This is a genomic window from Embleya hyalina, from assembly GCF_003967355.1.
GTDB classification, from domain to species: Bacteria; Actinomycetota; Actinomycetes; order Streptomycetales; family Streptomycetaceae; genus Embleya; species Embleya hyalina.
This window is the reverse complement of the sequence record NZ_BIFH01000029.1, coordinates 194,606-215,066: the sequence shown is the minus strand read 5'-3', so window position 1 is coordinate 215,066 and position 20,461 is coordinate 194,606. Positions and strand designations below refer to the sequence as shown.

The following is a 20,461-nucleotide window of genomic DNA, read 5'->3' as shown; positions in this document are numbered from 1 at the left end:
CGTAGGCGGTGGAATCGGCCGGATCGGTTCGGAACAGCCCGGAACATCCGATGAACACAACACTGTGACGCGCACGGAGCAGTGTGGCGCAAACGGGCGTCGGCGGTGGCACGATCAGGTGCATGCCCGAGACGTCACGTCGCACCCAGCGCTTCCTCGGACGTCTCCCGGTGCTGGCCGCGACCCTGATCGCGGGGTCGGTCACCGCCTACGTCGCGCTCGCGCTGACCCGACCGGCGACCATGTGGTGGCTCGGCGACCTGCGGGTCTACCAGGCCGGCGGGCGGGCCATCCTGGACGGTCGAGGGCGGCTCTACTCGATGTCGGTCGGGATGGCGCACCTGCCGTTCACCTACACCCCGTGCGCCGCGCTGCTGTTCACCCCGCTGGCCTGGGTGCCGTGGGGCGTGCTGCGCTGGGTGTCGGTCGCGGGCAACCTCGCGCTGCTCACCCTGGCCGCGCACCTGGCCTGGGGCATGGTCGGCGTGCGCCGCCCGCGCCGACTGCCGGCGGCGGCGATCACCGCCGCCGTCCTGCTGTGGAGCGAACCCGTCCAGGAGACGCTGCGGTTCGGCCAGATCAACCTGCTCCTGCTGGTGCTGATCCTGGCCGACCTCTCCCGGGCCCCCGGCGCCCGGCTGCGCGGCTGCGGGGTGGGCCTGGCGGCCGGGCTCAAGCTCACCCCGGCGATCCTGATCCCCTACCTGTTCCTGACCGGCCGGGTGCGCGAGGGGCGCAACGCCGTCCTCGCGCTCGGGGCCGGGCTGTTCGTCGCCTTCGCCGTGCTGCCGCGCGAGTCGCTGCGCTACTGGGGCGGCCTGTTCTTCGACGACACCCGGGTCGGCCCGGTCCAGATCCCGGGCAACCAGTCGCTGCGCGGGATACTGATCCGCCTCACCCACGAGGCGCCCCCGCCGGGCCCGCTGTGGTTCGCGATCGCGGGCGTGGTCGGCGTCGGCGGCCTCGCCCTGGCCGCGGTGATCGGCCGGGGCCGACCCCACGACCCGCGCCGCGACCTGGCCGGACTGTGCGTCACCGCGCTGACCGGACTGCTGGTGTCGCCGATCTCGTGGACCCACCACTGGGTGTGGATCGTGCCCGCAGGTGTGCTCCTGGTCGACGCGGCCCGGCGGGCCGGTCCGTTCCGGATCCGGGCCGGGATCGCCGCGCTCGCCCTGGTCGCGCTCACCGCCGCGCTGCCGGGACGGCGGGTGGAACTGCCGGTGCCGGTGCCGACCGGGCTGATCTGGCAGGTGCCCTACCGCGACGGCCGCGAACTGCGGCTCGCCGGATGGGACCTGGTGCTGGCCGACGCGTACACTCTCGCCGGGCTGGCCGCGCTGATCACGATCGCGGCGGGTCCGGTCGCGAGCCGGCGAAAGTGCGCGAGCAGGTCGGTGGAAGCCGTTACGCTCGATCCGCCGGAACCGGTGGGCCGACCGTCCCCGGGGAGTTCCACGCCCACCCCGGCCGGGGTGTAGCCCCCGTCCGGGACGGACGCGGGGTCACGGTCCGCGGTTCCCGTCCGCGGCACTGGACGCCGGGCCGTTTCGACCGTGTGGATATCCTGACCCGGCGCCACCCGGCCTGGCGCCCATTGAACCGTGCAGTTGTGGAGTCCCCGACCGACATGTCCTTGCCCCGCGTGCTCGTCACCTCCTGCCGCGAGTTGTTGACGCTCGCGCCCCGCGTCCCGTTCGGGCACGAGCACAGCCGGGAACCCCGTCGGCCGGGACGCGTCGCGCTCGTCGGCGGCGCCCTGATGGTGCTCTCGCTCGGCCTGTGGGCGCTGTGGACCTCCCTCGGCAGCCGCGACATGTGGCACATGCTCGACCTGAGCGTCTACCACGAAGCCGCGCACGCGTTCCGCGACGGCGACGACATCTACACCGAGAACTACGGCAAGTGGAGCGACAAACTGCCGTTCATCTACCCGCCGTTCTCGGGGCTGCTCTTCTACATCCTGCTGCCGCTGGGCTTCGCCGGCCTCAAGTGGTTCATGGCGGTCGTCAACCTGCTGTCGCTGTTCGCCGTGGTCTGGGCCTCGTGGGGGATGCTCGGCTACCGCCGCGGCCTGGGCCGACTCGGGATCAGCGCGGCCACGTTCGCGGTGGTCCTGTGGCTGGAGCCGGTGGAATGGACGCTGGTGTGGGGGCAGATCAACCTGCTGCTCCTGGCGCTGATCGTGCTCGACCTGGCGCTGCCCGACGACCGCCGCTACAAGGGCATCGGGGTCGGCGTCGCGGCCGGCCTCAAGCTCACCCCCGCGATCTTCGTCGTGTACCTGCTGATCACCCGCCGGTTCCGGGCCGCCGCGGTGGCCTCCGGCGCGTTCGTCGGCACCGTCCTGGTGGGCCTGGTCACCGCGCCGTCGGCGTCCGCGTACTACTGGGCGCACCTGGTGTCGATCAGCGGCAAGGTCAATTCCAAGCTCAGCGTCGGCACCCTCAACAACCAGTCCGTGCAGGGCATGTTCACCCGGATGCTCGGCGACGGCGGGGCGGCCAAGGGGCTGTGGCTCCTGCTCTGCCTGGTCATCGGGGCGCTCGGCCTGCTGGCCGCCGCGCGCGCCTCGCTGTACGGCAACGAACTGGTCGGCGTGGTGATCACCGGCGGTCTGTCGCTGTTCGTCTCACCCATCTCGTGGTCGCACCACTGGGTGTGGGTGGTGCCCGTGTTCGTCCTGCTCACGCACACCGCGCTGACCCGGGCGAGACCGCTGTGGTGGTGGCTCACCGGCACCTTCTTCGCGTTCTTCGCCACATGGCCCCTGCGACTGAACGTGAACGGGCACTGGGACGGCGGGCAGACGCTCCAGCCCTGGGGCCTGATCTGGCTCGCCCCCCGGGACCACAACCAGGAACGGCACTGGACGCCGATCGAGTTCGTGATCGGCAACGGCTACCTGATCGCCGGCATCGTGCTCACGCTGATCCTGGTCCTGCACATCCTGCGCGATCGCACCGCGTTGCCGACGCTCGCCGCACCCGCCGCCGAGAGCGCCGCGACCGCGAGCGCCGGCGAGGGCGCGGCCGAGACCGCCACGCCCGAGAGTCCCGCCCCGGACCCGGTCTCCGGCGGCTCCGGGCGTCGCTGAGCCCGTCCGGCGCGACATAGGCTGACCTCGAACGAAGACCCACCGGCAGAAAGCAGAGGACCCGTGGACGCCCACGTGGACGCGGCGTCGCCGCCTACCCGGGAAGGCGGCGTCGACGCTCCCAGCGACCGGATCGTGACGATCCCCAACCTGCTCAGCTTCGCCCGCCTGCTCGGTGTCCCGGTCTTCCTGTGGCTCATCCTGGCGCCCGAGTTCGGCGGCCCCAAACACGACCTGTGGGCACTCGCGCTGCTCATGCTCAGCGGGATCAGCGACTACCTCGACGGCAAACTGGCCCGCCGCTGGAACCAGGTCAGCAAGGTCGGCGCGATCCTGGACCCGGCCGCCGACCGGCTCTACATCCTCGCCACCCTGGTCGGCCTGACCTGGCGCGAGATCCTGCCGATCTGGCTGACCGCGATCATCCTGGGTCGCGAGTTGTTCATGGGCGTGGTGCTGTTGATCCTGCGCCGGCACCGCTACGGCGCGCTCTCGGTCAGCTTCGTCGGCAAGGCCGCGACCTTCAATCTCATGTACGCCTTCCCGCTCCTGCTGCTCAGCGACGGCACCGGACGTGTCGCAACTCTCGCCGCGATCTTCGGATGGGCGTTCGCGTGGTGGGGTACCGCGCTGTACTGGTGGGCAGGAGTCCTCTACGCAGCCCAGGCCAAACGGCTCGTGGCCGCGGACAAGGCGAGTCGCACAGCGACCGCCGGGTAGCGAAGGGATCGCCGGACAACGCGGCGATCACGAGATACTCAAGCCACGCCACCCGGCCCCGGCAATTCAGCCGTGGGTGCGGGTGGTGTGACGCGATAGGAGGACGAGACCGATGAAGGCCGTCGTCATGGCCGGAGGCGAAGGCACCCGCCTGCGCCCGATGACCTCCAGCATGCCCAAGCCGCTGCTGCCGGTGGTCAACCGACCGATCATGGAGCACGTGCTACGGCTCCTCAAGCGCCACGGGCTTTCCGACACCGTCGTCACCGTCCAGTTCCTCGCGTCGCTCGTACGCAACTACTTCGGCGACGGCGAAGAACTCGGCATGAACCTGACGTACGCGAACGAGGAGACCCCGCTCGGTACCGCGGGCAGCGTCAAGAACGCCGAGGAGGCGCTCAAGGACGACACGTTCCTGGTCATCTCCGGCGACGCACTCACCGACTTCGACCTCACGGCACTGGTCGAGTACCACCGGGCCAAGGGGGCCCTGGTCACCGTCTGTCTGACCCGGGTGCCCGACCCCCTCGAATTCGGCATCACGATCATCGACGACGAGGGCCGGGTGGACCGGTTCCTGGAGAAGCCGACCTGGGGTCAGGTCTTCTCGGACACCGTCAACACCGGCATCTACGTGATGGAACCCGAGGTCTTCGACTACGTCGCCGCGGGTGTGTCGGTGGACTGGTCGGGCGACGTGTTCCCCAAACTGCTCAAGGAGGGCAAGCCGATCTACGGCTATGTCGCCGAGGGTTATTGGGAGGACGTCGGTACCCACGAGAGCTACCTCAAGGCCCAGGCCGACGTGCTCACCGGCAAGGTCGACGTGGACATCGACGGCTTCGAGCTGTCCCCGGGCGTGTGGGTCGCCGAGGGCGCCGAGGTGGACCGCGAGGCGATCCTCAAGGGCCCGCTCTACGTCGGCGACTACGCCAAGGTCGAGGGCGGCGTGGAACTGCGCGAGCACACCGTGCTCGGCTCCAACGTGGTGGTCAAGCGCGGCGCCTTCCTGCATAAGGCGGTGGTGCACGACAACGTCTACATCGGCCCGCAGACCAATCTGCGCGGCTGTGTGATCGGCAAGAACACCGACGTGATGCGCGCCGCCCGGATCGAGGAGGGCGCGGTCATCGGCGACGAGTGCCTGATCGAGGAGGAGTCGCTGGTCGCCGGCGATGTGCGGATCTACCCGTTCAAGACGATCGAGGCCGGCGCGGTCGTCAACACCTCGGTGATCTGGGAGTCGCGCGGCCAGAAGTACCTGTTCGGCCCGCGCGGGGTCTCCGGCATCCTCAACGTCGAGATCACCCCCGAACTCGCCGTCCGGCTGGCCGGCGCCTATGCCACCACCCTCAAGAAGGGCGCCACCGTCACCACCGCGCGCGACCACTCGCGCGGTGCCCGGGCGCTCAAGCGGGCGGTGATCTCCGCGCTCCAGGCCAGCGCGATCAACGTGCGCGACCTGGAGAACGTGCCGATGCCGGTGGCCCGTCAGGAGACCGCGCGCGGCTCGGCCGGCGGGATCATGATCCGGACCACGCCCGGGGTGCCGGACTCGGTGGACATCATGTTCTTCGACGAGCGCGGAGCGGACCTCTCCCAGGCCGCGCAGCGCAAGCTCGACCGGGTCTTCTCGCGCCAGGAGTACCGCCGGGCCTTCCCCGGCGAGATCGGCGAACTCACCTTCCCCGCGCGGCCGTTCGACAGCTACTCCGGGTCGCTGCTGAAGGCCCTGGACATCACCGGGGTGCCCGAGTCCGGGCTCAAGGTGGTGGTGGACGCCGCGCACGGCAACGCCGCCCTGCTGCTGCCCAGCATCCTGGGCCGGCTGGGCATCGACGCGCTCACCGTCAACTCCGGGCTCGACGACGCCCGGCCCACCGAGACCGCCGACGAGCGGCACGAGGGGCTGCTGCGGCTCGGCGAGATCGTGGCCTCCTCGAAGTCCGGCTTCGGCGTGCGCTTCGACCCGGTCGGCGAGCGCATGTCGCTGGTGGACGAGCGCGGCCGGATCATCGACGACCACCGCGCGCTGCTCGTACTGCTCGACTGCGTGGCGGCGGAGCGCGGCGGCGGCAAGATCGCGCTGCCGGTGACCACGACCCGGATCGCCGAGCAGGTCGCGGCCTATCACGGCGTCCAGGTGCAGTGGACCACCACCTCGCCCGACGACCTGGCGCGGGTCGCCCAGTCCGACGACACGATCTTCGGCGGCGACGGGCGCGGCGGGTTCGTCATCCCCGAGTTCAGCACCGTCTTCGACGGCACCGCCGCGTTCGTCCGGCTGATCGGCCTGGTCGCGCGCACCCAGCTGACGCTGAGCCAGATCGACGCGCGCATCCCGCGCGCACACGTGCGCCGGCGGGACGTGGCCACGCCGTGGGCGGCCAAGGGCATGGTGATGCGCCGCGTGGTCGAGGCCGCGGGCGAGCGGGAGATCGACACCACCGACGGCGTGCGCGTGGTGGAGACCGACGGCCGCTGGGCGCTGGTGCTGCCGGACCCGGCGGAGGCGGTCACGCACGTGTGGGCCGAGGGTCCTGACGACGCCGCCGCGGACGAACTCCTCGACGAGTGGAGCCGGGTGGTGGAGCACGCGGGCGACTGACGCCCGTTCCCCATCGATCCGATCCCGCTTCGCCGGCCGTCGCCGTCGGCGGTGGCCGGGAGTGTCTTGTAGGGTCTTTTCCGGCCGTGGATCGCCGCACGCGATTCGCGGCCGGATCCCGTTTCGGACCCTGCAGCCGGCACTCCGACCGACATGGAACGATGGGGCGCATGTCATCGCGGGAGACACCGGGAACAAGCCGGTACAGGCGGCCGGACGCCTCGATGTCCCTGCTCGTGGACATGATGACCAACAGCCTCGACGCCGGCTACGCGGAGGCCACCGCGCGGCGTGCGGTGCGCGGCGACACCGGCATGAACAAGGGCCCGCTGGCCCGGATACTCGCGGTCGTCGGAGTCGCGCTGATCGCGATGATCCTGATGGTCGCCGCGATGAAGGTGCACGCCGCCGCGCCGCAGGCCGAGCGCGAGCGGCACCAGCTGGTCGACCGCATCCACGCCGACGAGGCCGAGGTGGACGGCCTCCAGTCCACCGTGGAACGGTTGCGCGACGAGGTGGACGCGATCCAGGAGGTCTCCCTGCCCAAGGGAGCCAAGGACCGGGTCGAACTGCTCGCGCTGCTCACCGGATCCGAACCGGTCGAGGGACCGGGGCTGAAGGTGGTCGCCGACGACGCCAAGGGCTCGGACAACACCAACGGCACCAGCGACCCGCGCCAGGCCGAGGCCGCGGCCAACGGCCGGATCCTGGACCGGGACCTCCAGCGGCTGGTCAACGGCCTGTGGAAGGCCGGCGCCGAGGCCATCTCGATCAACAACCAGCGACTGACCGCGCTGTCCGCGATCCGCGCGGCCGGTGCCTCGATCCTGGTCGACAACCGCCCGCTGGCGCCGCCCTATACGATCCTGGCGATCGGCAACGCGAAGCCGATGCAGGTGGAGTTCATGGTCGGCGCGGACGGGCGCTACCTGCGCCAGCTCCAGGAGAACTGGGGGATCCGGGTCAACCTGAGCGCGCAGAAGAAGATGAAGCTGCCCGCCGCCCTGGGCACCTCGCTGCGCTACGCGAACCCGGCGGGCGCACCGCCGCCGGCCCCGCCGCCGAGCACCCCGGCCAAGCCGGCCCCGAGCACACCGCCCGCCACGCCCCCGGGCACCGGCGGACCGCCGAGTGGTTCGGCCCGGCCGACCGGCACGCCGACATCGTCGCAGAAGGCGACCGAACGAAAGGGTAAACAGTGATCGCGGTCCTCGGCCTGGTCCTCGGGGTCGTGGTCGGGTATCTCGCCCGACCCGTGATCCCGCACGAGCTGGAGCCGTACCTGCCCATCGCGGTCGTGGCCGCCCTCGACGCGGTCTTCGGCGGCCTGCGCGCACTGCTCGACGGCATCTTCGACGACAAGGTCTTCGTGGTCTCGTTCCTGTCGAACGTGGTCGTCGCGGCCCTGATCGTCTTCCTCGGCGACAAGCTGGGCGTCGGCGCGCAGTTGTCCACCGGCGTGGTGGTCGTGCTCGGCATCCGGATCTTCTCCAACGCGGCGGCCATCCGGCGGCACGTCTTCCGGGCCTGACGGGGAGTCACACATGGCCGACGAAACGGACGAGACGCGCGGGCGACACGCCCGCCACGACGAGGACCCCCGGGAGTTGGGGATCCCGCGCCCACCGGAGGAGCCGCAACGCCCGCAGGCGCCGGAGCCGGAACCGGATCCGGAATCGGAACCGGTGTCGGATCCGGTGTCGGATCCGGTGTCGGATCCGGCACCCGGGATCGAGCCGGAGCCGGAGGCGCCGTCCGCCCGCAAACCCACGATCGAGACCCGGCGCCCGGTCGACCTCTACCACGAGGGTCGGCACATCCGGGAGCGGATCCGCGAGCAGGCCGCCGAGGTGACCTCGGAGATCGCGCCGATCACCGCGCCGGTGCGCGAGTCCGCGCACGAGATACGGCACACGCTCCCGGCGCGCGAACCGCGTGAAACACCCGAACCGGGCGACCCGTCCGGACTCCCGCACGCGGGGGCGCGCGCGGAGGCGCGCGACACGCCCGGGCCGGAATCGGGTTCGATCGAGGCCGCGCCGCCCGACGGGGCCGACCACGACGATCCGCACCCGGTCGCGTCGCACTCCGTCGAGTCGGTCGACGACCAGCCGGGTCGACGCCGGCTGATCGAGGCGTTCTGGCCGCCGCGCGTGAGTCGGGCCCAACTCGTGGGCGCCGTGCTGCTGTTCGCGCTCGGCGCCGGGCTGGCCATCCAGGTCAGATCGAACAACGAGTCGGACCCGCTGCGCGGCGCGCGGCAGGAGGACCTGGTCCGGGTGCTGGACGAACTCAACGCGCGCACACGGCGGTTGGAGGACGAGAAGCACCGCCTCGAGAACAGCCGCACACAGCTCCAGAGCAGCAACGACCGGGTCCAGGAGGCCCGGCAGCAGAACGCGGCCAAGGCGGACGCCCTGGGCGTGCTGGCGGGCACCGTCAAGGCGAGCGGGCCGGGCATCACGCTGACCATCACCGACCCGCAGCGCCAGGTCACCGGCGACGTGCTGCTCGACACGCTCCAGGAACTGCGTGCGGCGGGCGCGGAGGTGATCCAGATCAACGATGTCCGCGTGGTGGCCGGTACCTGGTTCAATGGCACGCCGCCGGGCGACATCGTGATCGACGACGTCAAGGTGCTGCCGCCGTACGTGTTCAAGGTGATCGGGAATCCGCAGGATCTCCAGCCCGCGCTGAACATCCCCGGAGGCGTGGTGAAGACGCTGGAGAAGAAGCAGGCGGGGGCCATCGTCACCCCCTCGCAGGACGTGCAGATCGACGCCTTGCGGCCTGCGAACAAGCCTGGTTACGCTCGCTCGGCACCGGGCGCCGGTAACGGGTGAGCACACCTGACAGAATCAGTTCGCCGGTCGCCGTCGGTGCGTCACTCATCAGGCAGGAAGGGCAGGGCTGTCCGCATGTACCCCGCAGATCTCGCGTACACGACGGAGCACGAATGGGTGCGCGTCATGGAAGAGATCTCCGGGACGGTGCGGATCGGCATCACCGAATACGCGCAGGACGCGCTCGGTGACATCGTCTACGTCACGCTGCCGCCGGTCGGCACCCGCGTCGTGGCCGGAGAGCCCTGCGGCGAACTGGAATCGACCAAGAGTGTCAGCGACCTCTTCGCGCCGCTCGACGGCGTCGTGACCACCGTCAACGACGCGCTCGACGGCGCACCGGAGTTGGTCAACTCCGATCCCTACGGCGATGGTTGGATGTTCGAGGTGCGCCTCGACGACCCCGCCGCCCCGGCCGCGCTCTTGGACGCGGCCGCCTACCAGAACAGCCTGGGCTCCTGACGGCCCGGCGAAGCGGTAGGCAGTCCATCACCACGACCCACTCCTCCTGCCCCACGGGCGGGCCAGGTTCTCTCGGGGAGGTTCGCCCGTGAAGTTGTTCGCGAAATTGTTCGGTCGTTCCCGTCGCTCCGGCGACGCGCCGGCTGCCGATGCGGGAAGGTCCGGCAATCCGCCGGCCGCCCCGCCGACGATGCCGCCGGGGTCCCCGTACGGGGCCTCCACCGGCGCGTCGCCCGCTCCCGACCCCGCCCCCCGGATGGGGGAATCCGACGCCACCGCCGGGCATGTCGCTGTTGACCAGGAACACACGGCGCGCATAAGTTTCGGGCAACTCTCGACCGAAGGTCGAGGTTCGACCGGGACGGGTCAGGAGGCCGACGTGGTCGTGTGCGGCACCTGTGGGCATCACAACCCGCCCGGCGGCCGGTTCTGCTCCAACTGCGGCGCGCGTCTGGGCGCCGGCGCCGAGCGGGCGTCGGAGCAGACCTCGACCATCTCGATCAGCGGCATCGAGGCGCTGGACGCGGAACCCGCGCCCCGCGAGATCCTGACCCCCGAGGCGCAGGCCGCGGTGGACGCGCTGCCGCCGGGGACCGCGCTCCTGGTGGTGCGTCGGGGCCCCAACTCCGGCAGCCGCTTCCTGCTCGACTCGGACCGCACCACGGCCGGTCGGCACCCGCAGAGCGACATCTTCCTCGACGACGTGACGGTCTCGCGCAAGCACGCCGAGTTCCGCCGCACCGCCGGGGGCTTCGCGGTCGCCGACGTGGGCAGCCTGAACGGCACCTACGTGGGCCGGGAGCGCATCGACGAGGTCCCGCTGGCGCCGGGCGACGAGGTCCAGATCGGTAAGTACCGGCTGGTCTTCTTCCCGAGCAGGCAGGGGCTGATGGGGTGAGTCCGGCGGCGGCCGGATCGGTCTCCTCGAGCATCGGCGGGGTGTTGACCCTGCTGCGTCCCGAGTTCCCGGACATCAGCATCTCCAAGATCCGGTTCCTCGAGGCGGAGGGGCTCATCGAGCCGCAGCGGAGCCCGTCGGGCTACCGCAAGTTCGGTCCCGCCGACATCGAACGACTGCGCTACGTGCTGCGCGTGCAGCGCGACCGCTACCTGCCCCTGCGGGTGATCAAGGACCAGCTCGACGCGATGGATCGCGGGCTCGAACCGGCCGGCCCGACCCCGGCCGAATCCGAGTACTCCGGGGACGGGGACGGCGATCCGGGAGCGGCCGGCCGGGACGGGGGCACGGTGCTCCTCGACCGGCCGGGGCTGATCGCCGCGGCCGGCATCCAGGACGCGGATCTGGCCCGCCTCGAGGAGTTCGGCCTGATCCAGCCGCACCGGCCGCGCCCCGACGAGGCCGGTGCGGACGGGGCCGAGGAGGGCGTCGTCTACGACGGGGACGCGCTCGTGGTGGCCCGTCTGGTGGCCGCGCTCGGCCGCTACGGGGTCGAGCCGCGCCACCTGCGCCAGGCCAAGGCCGCGGCGGACCGCGAGGCCGCCCTGGTCGAGCAGATCGTCGCGCCGCTTCTGCACCGCAGGGGCGCCCGCGCGAAGGCGGGCGCCGAGGAGACCGTCCGCGACCTGCTGGCGCTCACCTCGCGCCTGCACACCGTCCTGGTCACCACCGCGCTCGCGCCACGCCTGGGCCGCTGACCGGCGCCCCGTCCAGGCACGCCCGCCCCGGCGCCCTACCCCGGCGTACGGTCGGCGCGGCGGACGCCGCCGGCGCCGGCCCCTCGCGGCGCCACGAAGAAAAAACGACGAATCCCCGACCTATTCGGGCCCCGGGGATCGGTCACCGACAGTCGGGCGCGCTAGTGTGGCGATGTGAACGAGCTAGAGGTTGTGGGCGTCCGGGTGGAGATGCCCTCTAACCAGCCGATCGTGCTCCTACGGGAGACGGGGGGCGATCGTTATCTCCCCATCTGGATCGGCCCGGTAGAGGCGACGGCCATCGCGTTCGCCCAACAGGGCGTGGTACCCGCGCGTCCTCTGACGCACGATCTCTTCCGGGACGTGCTGGAGGCGTTGGGGCATGAATTGACCCAGATCCGGATCACCGACCTGCGCGAGGGCGTGTTCTACGCCGAGCTGGTCTTCTCCGGCGGCGTGGAGGTCAGCGCGCGCCCGTCGGACGCGATCGCGCTCGCGCTGCGCACCGGGACGTCGATCGTGGGCAGCGACGCGGTCCTGGACGAGGCAGGCATCGTGATCCCCAACGAGCAGGAGGACGAGATCGAGAAGTTCAGGGAGTTCCTGAACGACATCTCGCCCGAGGACTTCGGCACCACGAGCCAGTAGCCGGCCGGCCCGGCGCATCCTCGGAACCGTCGACCGACCCCCTCGCCTCCTCGGCGACCGGGTCCCGGTCGGCGGTTCTTCGCGTCTCGGACCCGATCGGGGTCGATCGCTTCCGAGCAGAGGCGATCAGTGGCAAAGCCGGCAGACCTACCCGGGTACGCCGGGTTCAAACCACTCGTGCGAGCAGCGTCACTCGGCGTGCCGAACGGCCCGGTCGTTGACGCGCTGTTGGTGACTGCCTACCGTCGAAATCGACAGTTCCGGGATGAGCCCTGCGCGTTGCACCTCGCCGCCTGCGGCCCGGGACTGAAAGAGACTCCTCGCGCCGTACCCGGGCGCGCGGGGACGAAAGGGAGGTCGGCGTGAGCAGCACCGGCGACATCACGGCGGCGGAGCGCGCCCGCACGGCACGTCCTCTGCCGGCGACCGACCCCGGTGCGGGCCTCCGGCGGCCGGACGTCGTCCCACCCGGCACTCCGTCGGAGGACGTGGGCTACCGCGGCCCGACCGCCTGCGCGGCGGCCGGCATCACCTACCGGCAACTCGACTACTGGGCCCGCACCGGCCTGGTCGAGCCCACGGTGCGCTCGGCCCACGGCCCGGGCACGCAGCGGTTGTACGGCTTCCGCGACATCCTCGTGCTGAAGATCGTCAAGCGGCTCCTGGACACCGGCGTCTCGCTGCAGAACATCCGGATCGCGGTCGCCCACCTGCGCGGACGCGGCATCGGCGACCTGGCCGGGATGACCCTGATGAGCGACGGGGCGAGCGTGTACGAGTGCACGTCCTACGACGAGGTCATCGACCTGGTCCAGGGCGGCCAGGGGGTCTTCGGCATCGCGGTGGGGGCGGTGTGGCGCGAGGTCGAGGGCTCGCTCGCGCAGCTCCAGGGCGAGCACACCGACACCGGGGAGCCGACCCCGCAGGTCCATCCGGGGGACGAATTGGCCCGCAGACGTCGAGATCGCGCGGTCTGAGTGGCGATACCGCCGACGGGAACCGGCGCGCGAGGCGGGACGTCCACGTGGATGTGCCCATTCGTCGCCCCACCCTGCCCCGCTCACGGCGTGCCCAACGGCGCGGCTACCAGGCCGTCGTCCTGCTCACGGTGGCCGGGTTGGCCCCGGTGACGGGGCTGCATCTGTATGCCGGGGACCGGGTGCGCTCGGTGGAGCGGGTGCCCGCGCGCGACGTCACGATGGTGCTCGGCGCGGGCGTGCGGGGCGATCGGCCGTCGGATCTGCTGGCCCGCCGACTCGACGTGGCGCTGCGGCTGTACCGGGCCGGCAAGACCCGGGTGATCCTGGTCAGCGGCGACGGCGGCGGCAACCGCTACGACGAGACCGGGGTGATGCGCCGCTACCTCGTCGAGCGCGGCGTCCCGGACAAGCGCGTCGTGAGCGACGCTTCGGGATTCTCCACCTGGGAGTCCTGCGCCCGGGCGAAGCGGGTCTACGGCGTCGAGCGGATGATCGTGGTCACGCAGAGCTTCCATCTGCGGCGTGCGCTGGCGTTGTGCAAGGCCGCCGGCATCGACGCCTACGGTGTTCCGGACCGGTCGCTGACGTGGGGCCACATCGGGCCCACCGTGTACGGAACCGGCCGCGAGGTGCTCGCCGCGATCAAGGCGGCCGGAACGATCGTGTTCAAGCCGGACCCCCGGGTGACCGATCGCCCCGACGACGCGATCCGGCGCGCCCTGGAGGACTGACCGCCGGGCGATCACCCGCCCGGTGTCGCGCGTCGGCACGCCCGAACGCCCGATCACCGCGGATGTCGGACCGGTGCGTCATGATTGCGCGGTGTGAGACAGGCGCCGGGCATCCTCCACCTCGACATGGACGCGTTCTACGCGTCGGTCGAGCAGGTCGCCAAGCCCAGCCTGGCCGGCAAGGCCGTGATCGTGGGCGGCATCGGCGCCCGGGGCGTGGTGGCCACCGCCTCCTACGAGGCCCGGGTCTTCGGCGTACGCTCCGCGATGTCCATCGGCGAGGCCCGCCGGCGCTGCCCCAACGCGGCCTTCCTCAGCCCCCGCTTCGGCCTGTACCGGCAGGTCAGCGACACCGTGATGGAACTGCTGCACCGGTTGTCCCCGCTGGTCGAACCGCTCAGCCTGGACGAGGCGTTCATCGACCTGGAGGCGGGCCCGCACGGCGGCGCACTGGACACCGCCCGGGTCACCACGATCGCCGTGCGCCTGCGCGCCGACATCCACGCCGCCACCGGCCTGACCTGCTCGGTCGGCGCGGCCACCTCCAAACTGCTGGCCAAGATCGCCTCCGAGGCGGACAAGCCCGACGGGCTGTGCGTGGTGGCGCCCGGCACCGAGCGGGCGATGCTCGACCCGCTCCCGGTGCGCGCGCTGCCCGGGGTCGGACCGGCCACCGGCGACGTGTTGCGCCGGGCCGGCCTGGACACCGTCGCCGAACTGGCCGCCGTGGACGAGAGCGAACTGGTCCGCCTGCTGGGCCAGGCGCACGGACACGGCCTGCACGTACTGGCCGCGGGCCTGGACGCGCGCCCGGTGGTGGCCGACCGGGACGCCAAGTCGGTATCGGTCGAGGACACCTTCGCCACCGACCTGGTCGACCGCGAGCGGATCACCAGGGAACTGGACCGGCTCTCGATCCGCTGCGTGGAGCGGCTGCGCGCGGCCGGCCGCTCCGGCCGCACCATCGTGTTGAAGCTGCGTCGCTACGACTTCAGCACCCTCACTCGCTCGGAGACGCTGCGCGGCCCCACCGACGACCCGGGCGTGGTCCGCGAGACGATCCGCCGGTTGGCCGCCCAGGTGGACGTCACCGGCGGGGTGCGACTGCTCGGGGTGGGCGTCAGCGGCCTGGCCGACTTCGCCCAGCAGGACCTGTTCGGCGGCGCCGACGCGCCTGCGGAGGGGCCGGAGGAGGACGACGCGGAGCCGACGGGGGACGAGGCCGCCGAGCCCACCCTCGGGCGGGTCTCCTGGTCCCCCGGCCAGGACGTGGTCCACGAGGACTTCGGCCCCGGCTGGGTCCAGGGCAGCGGCGTCGGCCGCGTCACGGTGCGCTTCGAGGTCCCGGGCGGAGAACCGGGCCGGGTGCGCACCTTCGCCCTCGCCGACCCGGCGCTGCGGCCGGGGGAGCCGCTGCCCCTCCCGGGCACGGGCGACGCGGGCGACCACCCGTCCGGGCCGGCCGACCCCGGTGCGCCGGCCCCGCCGACCTGACAAGCCCCTCGCCTCCCGCCTGGCGTCCCGTCCGTACCCGATGCCACGCTGATACCGTTGAAGCCGCCCATTACGTTCGCGCGGGAGAGTTCTCGTGTCGTCCGCACGAGGCGCCGAAGGAGCAACTCCTCCCCGGAATCTCTCAGGCACCCGTACCGCGTGGTCGTGGGCACTCTGGAAAGCAGGATCCGCACGTGGCTCGCCGAGTCGGGTCGGATCCTCGCCGACGGTGCAAATCGCGTTCGTGGGACCGGCCCCGCCGGTGTTCCGGGCGGGGTGAAGCTCTCAGGTACCGATGACAGAGGGGGAGGCCGGTGGGCGCGCGACCCGCGTGTCCGTCCAGGAGCGATCCAGGAGGCCTTTCGCGATGACACCGCGCACCCCTGCCCCGACGCGTGCTCACGCCGTACTCCCCTCCGGCCCCGGCTCGTTGACCGGCCTGGAGGCCGCGTCGCCGTTCACCGGCCGGCACATCGGTCCGGACACCGACGAACAGGCGAAGATGCTCGCCGCGATCGGCTACGGGTCCCTGGACGAGCTGACCGACGCCGCCGTGCCCGCCGCGATCCGCGCGCTCGCGGGCTTCGAGCTGCCGGCCGCGCGCACCGAGGCCGAGGTGCTGGCCGAACTGCGCGAGCTGGCCTCCCGCAACACCGTGCTGACCTCGATGATCGGGCTCGGCTACCACGGCACCTTCACCCCGCCGGTGATCACCCGCAACGTGCTGGAGAACCCGGCCTGGTACACCGCCTACACGCCCTACCAGCCGGAGATCTCGCAGGGCCGGTTGGAGGCGCTGCTCAACTTCCAGACCGTGGTCACCGACCTGACCGGCCTGGACGTGGCCGGCGCCTCGCTGCTCGACGAGTCCACCGCCGCCGCCGAGGCGATGACGCTGGCCCGCCGCGCCGGCCGGGCCAAGAGCGACGTGTTCGTCGTGGACGCGGCCACGCTGCCGCAGACCGTCGCCGTGGTGCGCACGCGCGCGGAGGCGCTGGGCATCGAGGTCGTGGTCGCCGACACCGCCGACGGGCTGCCCGAGGGCGGCTGCTTCGGGGTGTTGCTCCAGTACCCGGGCGCCGACGGTCTGGTCCGCGACCTGACCCCGGTGATCGAGGCCGCGCACGCGCGGGGCGCCCTGGTGGCGGTCGCCGCCGACCTGCTCGCGCTCACCGTGCTGCGCGCGCCCGGCGCGATGGGCGCCGACATCGCGGTCGGCACCACCCAGCGGTTCGGGGTGCCGATGGCCTTCGGCGGCCCGCACGCGGGCTACCTGGCGGTGCGCGAGAAGCTGACCCGCAGCATGCCGGGCCGCCTGGTGGGGGTGTCGGTGGACGCCGACGGCGCGCCCGCGTACCGGCTCGCGCTGCAGACGCGCGAGCAGCACATCCGCCGGGAGAAGGCGACCAGCAACATCTGCACCGCGCAGGTGCTGCTCGCGGTGATGGCCGGGATGTACGCGGTCTACCACGGGCCGGACGGGCTCGCCTCGATCGCGCGGCGCACGCACCGCTACGCGGCCGTGCTGGCGGGCGGGCTGCGGGCGGGCGGCGTCGAGGTCGTGCACGGCGACTTCTTCGACACGGTCACCGCCCGGGTCCCGGGCCGGGCCGAGCAGGTGCTCGCGGCGGCCCGCGCGGCCGGCGTCAACCTGCGGCCGGTGGACGCGGACCACGTGGCGATCACCTGTGACGAGACCACGCTGCGGGCGCACGTCGAGGCGGTCTGGGGCGCGTTCGGGGTGAGCGGCGACGTGGCCGCGCTCGACGCCGAGACCGCCGACGCGCTGCCCTCGGGGCTGCTGCGCGACACCGAGTTCCTGACCCACCCGGTCTTCCACACGCACCGCTCCGAGACCGACATGCTGCGCTACCTGCGCCGGCTCGCGGACAAGGACTACGCGCTCGACCGGGGCATGATCCCGCTCGGCTCGTGCACGATGAAGCTCAACGCCACGGTCGAGATGGAGCCGATCACCTGGCCCGAGTTCGCGAACATGCACCCCTTCGCGCCGGTCGACCAGGCGGCGGGCTACCTGGAGTTGATCGACGGCCTGGCCGACTCGCTGGCCCGGATCACCGGCTACGCCAAGGTCTCGCTCCAGCCCAACGCCGGCTCCCAGGGCGAACTCGCCGGGCTGCTGGCGGTGCGCGCCTACCACCACGCCAACGGCGACACCGCGCGCGACGTGTGCCTGATCCCCTCCTCCGCGCACGGCACCAACGCGGCCAGCGCGGTGATGGCGGGGATGCGCGTGGTGGTGGTCAAGACCGGTGAGAACGGCGACGTGGACCTGGCGGACCTGCACGCGAGGATCGAGCAGTACCGGGACACCCTCGCGGTGCTGATGGTGACCTACCCGTCCACGCACGGCGTGTTCGAGGAGGGGATCGAGCAGGTGTGCGCGGCGATCCACGAGGCCGGCGGCCAGGTGTACGTGGACGGGGCGAACCTGAACGCGCTGGTCGGCCTGGCCCAGCCCGGCGGCGCGATCGGCGCCGACGTGTCGCACCTGAACCTGCACAAGACCTTCTGCATCCCGCACGGCGGCGGCGGTCCGGGCGTCGGCCCGGTCGCGGTGCGCGCGCACCTGGCGCCGTACCTGCCCAACCACCCGCTCCAGCCCACCGCGGGCCCGGAGACGGGCGTGGGACCGATCTCGGCGGCCCCGTGGGGCTCCGCGGCGATCCTGCCGATCCCGTGGACCTACCTGCGCCTGATGGGCCCGGAGGGGCTCAAGGAGGCCACCCAGGTGGCCGTGCTCGGCGCCAACTACATCGCCAAGCGGCTCGCGCCGCACTTCCCGGTGCTCTACACCGGCCCGAACGACCTGGTCGCCCACGAGTGCATCATCGACCTGCGCGGGATCACCAAGGCCACCGGCGTCAGCGTGGACGACGTGGCCAAGCGGCTGATCGACTACGGGTTCCACGCGCCGACGATGTCCTTCCCGGTGCCGGGCACGCTGATGATCGAGCCGACCGAGAGCGAGAACCTGCACGAGATCGACCGGTTCTGCGACGCGATGATCGCGATCAAGGGCGAGATCGACCGGGTCGCCTCGGGTGATCTGCCGGCCGACGACAACCCGCTGGCCAACGCTCCGCACACCGCCGCGCTGCTGGCCGGCGAGTGGGCGCACGCCTACACGCGCGAGGAGGCGGTCTTCCCCGCCGGCGTGGTGCCGGCCGAGAAGTACTGGCCGCCGGTGCGTCGGATCGACGGCGCCCAGGGCGACCGCAACCTGGTCTGCTCGTGCCCGCCGATCGAGGCGTACGGCGCCAACTGATCCGCGGACCCGCGCGGCCCGTCCCCGAGCCACCGCTCAGGGGCGGGCCGCGCCGTGTGTCAGCAGCCGGGCCACCGAGGCGGCGAAGCCGGGCTCGGCGGCCAGGTCGCTGCCCAGGACACCGAACATCAACGCGCCGCTGAGCGATTCGAACAGCAGATCCGCGTCCAGGTCCGGGCGGGCCTGACCACGCGCGATCGCGTCCGCGACGAAGGCCCGGAAGATCGCCCGGACCGGATCCATCCGGGCCACGAGCAGATCCTTCAGCTCGGGCTGGTCGCGGTACTCGGCGAGCAGCCCCGGCACCGCGGCCGCGGTCTCCGGGCGACGGAAGGAGTCGAGCGCGGCCTCGGCGAAGCGCGACACGCCGGTGGCGAAGTCCTCGTGCGGCAGCGGCCGGAAGCTCATCTCGCGGGCCGGATAGACCGCCTCGTGCACCAGGTGCGCCTTCGAGGGCCAGCGGCGGTACACGGTCGGCCTGGTCACCCCCGCGCGGCGGGCGACCGCGTCGATACTGACCCGGTTGTACCCCTGCTCGGCGACCAGTTCGCGGGCCGCGGCCAGGATCAGCTCGTCGGTGCGCGGGTCGCGCGGGCGACCGGGCCGAGGGGTGTCGCCAGTGTCGCCGATGCCCATGGGGACAAAACTCCGAGTCGTCGCGCGCGGCCGGTGCCGCTCGGACTGTATCGGGACCGCGAGCGCGAGGCCCCCGGGTCGACCCGGGGGCCGGTCACGAGCCGCCGTCGGATCGGGTTCCGGGCAGACGAGAGCCGGAGGTCGTTCCGAGGGACCTCCGGCTCGTCAGGGCCGTGCGAACGGTTCAGGCCGCCGAAACCAACCCCACCCGGGGTCGGTGCGGGGCGATGGTGCGTCCGTCCGGCAGCAGTTCGCCCGTGTCCTCGAACAGGACGACGCCGTTGCACAGCAGGCTCCATCCCTGTTCGAAATGAGCGGCCACGACGACGGCGGCCTCACGATCGGGGCTGTCCGCCGGGGGGCAATGCGGTCGGTGCTGGCACATCCTCGTACCTTCTCTGTCTGCGCGGAGCGCGCCGGGCCCCATTGCCCGGCAGATCACAGTCTCCGCCTTGAAACCGCCTCGCGCAGGACTTATCGCGGTTCTCACCCGACTGCGCCCAAGATGTGACCACACGTGTGAACGGCGGGGTGTGATCAGCTGTCCGGAGCCCCCACGGCGGCCGGCCGGCGGGTACGCGCGGCCAGGACTTCGGCCAACTCGGCCGCGGTGTATCCGTGCAGCGCCTGCACCCCGCAGGGCGCCGGGGCGAGCGGGATGAGCAGGTCGACACCGCCCGCCTCGTCCGCCAGCCAGAGCGCGACCATGTACATCCCGGGGACGTTCAGCAGGCGCGCCTCGTCGCGGCGCAGCAGGGTCTGCGGCAGCGCGCGGGCCGCTGCGGCGGCGGGCGCGGTGGCGACGGTGAACGGGCCCTCGACGAATCGGCCGACGCCGTGGCCGGTCGGGCCGGTGCGGACCTCGATGCCGCCGACGACCGTGTCGCCGGACCACATGAGCCAGCGCCAACCCACCTGCCGAGCGCTGCGGACACCGCGCTCGGAGACCAGGTCGAGCAGGTCGATCTCGAAGACGCGGTGCGGGAATCCGGCCGTGAGCGCGGCTTGATCGGTGCGGCAGTCGGCGGGCAGCGATTCACGGGAATCGAGCACGGCTCGCGCCGCTCGTCGGGCCGATTCGGGAGCCTCGGGCACACGCAGGACCATGAGACCGCCTCATTTCGATGCAGAGTCCAAGAAACCCGGAAAATCCGGGGAGGGGAAAGCGGCGCTGTGCTGTGGGGAACCGGGTATCCGACCGGGGGACGACCCGGCGGCGTACAGAGGGACCCGGCAGGGCCGGTCAGCGCATTGTACCGAAACGGCTGCGAAAAGTAACGGTGTATTGCGAACTGAC

Annotated in this window: 18 protein-coding genes and 1 riboswitch; of the genes, 15 read left to right on the top strand and 3 right to left on the bottom strand. The window is 72.0% G+C overall.

The window, feature by feature from the left end; genetic code table 11:
- Nucleotides 1–122 precede the first annotated feature (122 nt).
- From EMA17_RS32200 to gcvP, 15 genes are all read left to right on the top strand, one after another.
- Entirely contained in the window at nt 123–1,481 is a 1,359-nt protein-coding gene (locus EMA17_RS32200; protein WP_126640682.1) for a glycosyltransferase 87 family protein, read from the top strand.
- A 149-nt stretch (nt 1,482–1,630) separates the two neighbouring features.
- Nucleotides 1,631–3,097: a glycosyltransferase 87 family protein gene (locus tag EMA17_RS32195; RefSeq protein WP_160161637.1), complete on the top strand. Its 1,467-nt coding sequence runs from the start codon at nt 1,631–1,633 to the stop codon at nt 3,095–3,097.
- Between the two features lie 63 nt (nt 3,098–3,160).
- Nucleotides 3,161–3,817, top strand: a complete 657-nt coding sequence (gene clsA, locus EMA17_RS32190) for a cardiolipin synthase ClsA (RefSeq protein WP_174861465.1) — start codon at nt 3,161–3,163, stop codon at nt 3,815–3,817.
- 112 nt (nt 3,818–3,929) lie between these two features.
- Nucleotides 3,930–6,425, top strand: coding sequence for a mannose-1-phosphate guanyltransferase (locus EMA17_RS32185; protein ID WP_126640680.1), 2,496 nt, complete (start codon nt 3,930–3,932; stop codon nt 6,423–6,425).
- Nucleotides 6,426–6,649: 224 nt separating this feature from the next.
- Nucleotides 6,650–7,627: a DUF881 domain-containing protein gene (locus EMA17_RS32180; protein WP_126640679.1), complete on the top strand. Its 978-nt coding sequence runs from the start codon at nt 6,650–6,652 to the stop codon at nt 7,625–7,627.
- Entirely contained in the window at nt 7,624–7,956 is a 333-nt protein-coding gene (locus EMA17_RS32175; RefSeq protein ID WP_020548716.1) for a small basic family protein, read from the top strand. Before EMA17_RS32180 ends, EMA17_RS32175 begins: the two co-directional genes overlap by 4 nt.
- A 496-nt stretch (nt 7,957–8,452) precedes the next feature.
- Complete coding sequence (locus EMA17_RS32170; RefSeq protein ID WP_371863071.1) at nt 8,453–9,268, top strand: DUF881 domain-containing protein; 816 nt, start codon at nt 8,453–8,455, stop codon at nt 9,266–9,268.
- A gap of 75 nt (nt 9,269–9,343) precedes the next feature.
- The gene (gene gcvH / locus EMA17_RS32165) at nt 9,344–9,730 is read left to right on the top strand and encodes a glycine cleavage system protein GcvH (protein ID WP_126640677.1); all 387 of its coding nucleotides are present in this window, start codon (nt 9,344–9,346) and stop codon (nt 9,728–9,730) included.
- 379 nt (nt 9,731–10,109) lie between these two features.
- On the top strand, nt 10,110–10,628 hold the full coding sequence (locus EMA17_RS55815; RefSeq protein ID WP_126640676.1) for a double zinc ribbon and FHA domain-containing protein: 519 nt from the start codon (nt 10,110–10,112) through the stop codon (nt 10,626–10,628).
- On the top strand, nt 10,625–11,386 hold the full coding sequence (ftsR, locus tag EMA17_RS32155; RefSeq protein ID WP_126640675.1) for a transcriptional regulator FtsR: 762 nt from the start codon (nt 10,625–10,627) through the stop codon (nt 11,384–11,386). Before EMA17_RS55815 ends, ftsR begins: the two co-directional genes overlap by 4 nt.
- A 174-nt stretch (nt 11,387–11,560) precedes the next feature.
- A complete protein-coding gene (locus EMA17_RS32150) occupies nt 11,561–12,034 on the top strand; it encodes a bifunctional nuclease family protein (protein ID WP_126640674.1) in 474 nt (157 codons plus the stop codon).
- A gap of 362 nt (nt 12,035–12,396) precedes the next feature.
- Entirely contained in the window at nt 12,397–13,011 is a 615-nt protein-coding gene (locus EMA17_RS32145) for a MerR family transcriptional regulator (RefSeq protein ID WP_174861464.1), read from the top strand.
- 47 nt (nt 13,012–13,058) lie between these two features.
- Nucleotides 13,059–13,745 carry a SanA/YdcF family protein gene (locus tag EMA17_RS32140; protein ID WP_126640673.1) on the top strand — a complete coding sequence of 229 codons (687 nt, stop codon included), beginning with the start codon at nt 13,059–13,061 and terminating at the stop codon, nt 13,743–13,745.
- 93 nt (nt 13,746–13,838) lie between these two features.
- Nucleotides 13,839–15,239, top strand: coding sequence for a DNA polymerase IV (locus EMA17_RS32135; protein ID WP_170222282.1), 1,401 nt, complete (start codon nt 13,839–13,841; stop codon nt 15,237–15,239).
- Nucleotides 15,240–15,310: 71 nt separating this feature from the next.
- Nucleotides 15,311–15,407: riboswitch (glycine riboswitch) on the top strand.
- 199 nt (nt 15,408–15,606) lie between these two features.
- Nucleotides 15,607–18,528: an aminomethyl-transferring glycine dehydrogenase gene (gene gcvP, locus EMA17_RS32130; protein WP_246127032.1), complete on the top strand. Its 2,922-nt coding sequence runs from the start codon at nt 15,607–15,609 to the stop codon at nt 18,526–18,528.
- A 36-nt stretch (nt 18,529–18,564) separates the two neighbouring features.
- Here the strand turns inward: gcvP and EMA17_RS32125 are convergent, their stop codons facing one another.
- The 3 genes from EMA17_RS32125 to EMA17_RS32115 form a co-directional block, all read right to left on the bottom strand.
- Complete coding sequence (locus tag EMA17_RS32125) at nt 18,565–19,164, bottom strand: TetR/AcrR family transcriptional regulator (RefSeq protein WP_126640672.1); 600 nt, start codon at nt 19,162–19,164, stop codon at nt 18,565–18,567.
- Between the two features lie 184 nt (nt 19,165–19,348).
- Nucleotides 19,349–19,549, bottom strand: coding sequence for a DUF5999 family protein (locus tag EMA17_RS32120; RefSeq protein WP_126640671.1), 201 nt, complete (start codon nt 19,547–19,549; stop codon nt 19,349–19,351).
- A gap of 152 nt (nt 19,550–19,701) precedes the next feature.
- Nucleotides 19,702–20,271: a hypothetical protein gene (locus EMA17_RS32115; protein WP_126640670.1), complete on the bottom strand. Its 570-nt coding sequence runs from the start codon at nt 20,269–20,271 to the stop codon at nt 19,702–19,704.
- Nucleotides 20,272–20,461 lie beyond the last annotated feature (190 nt).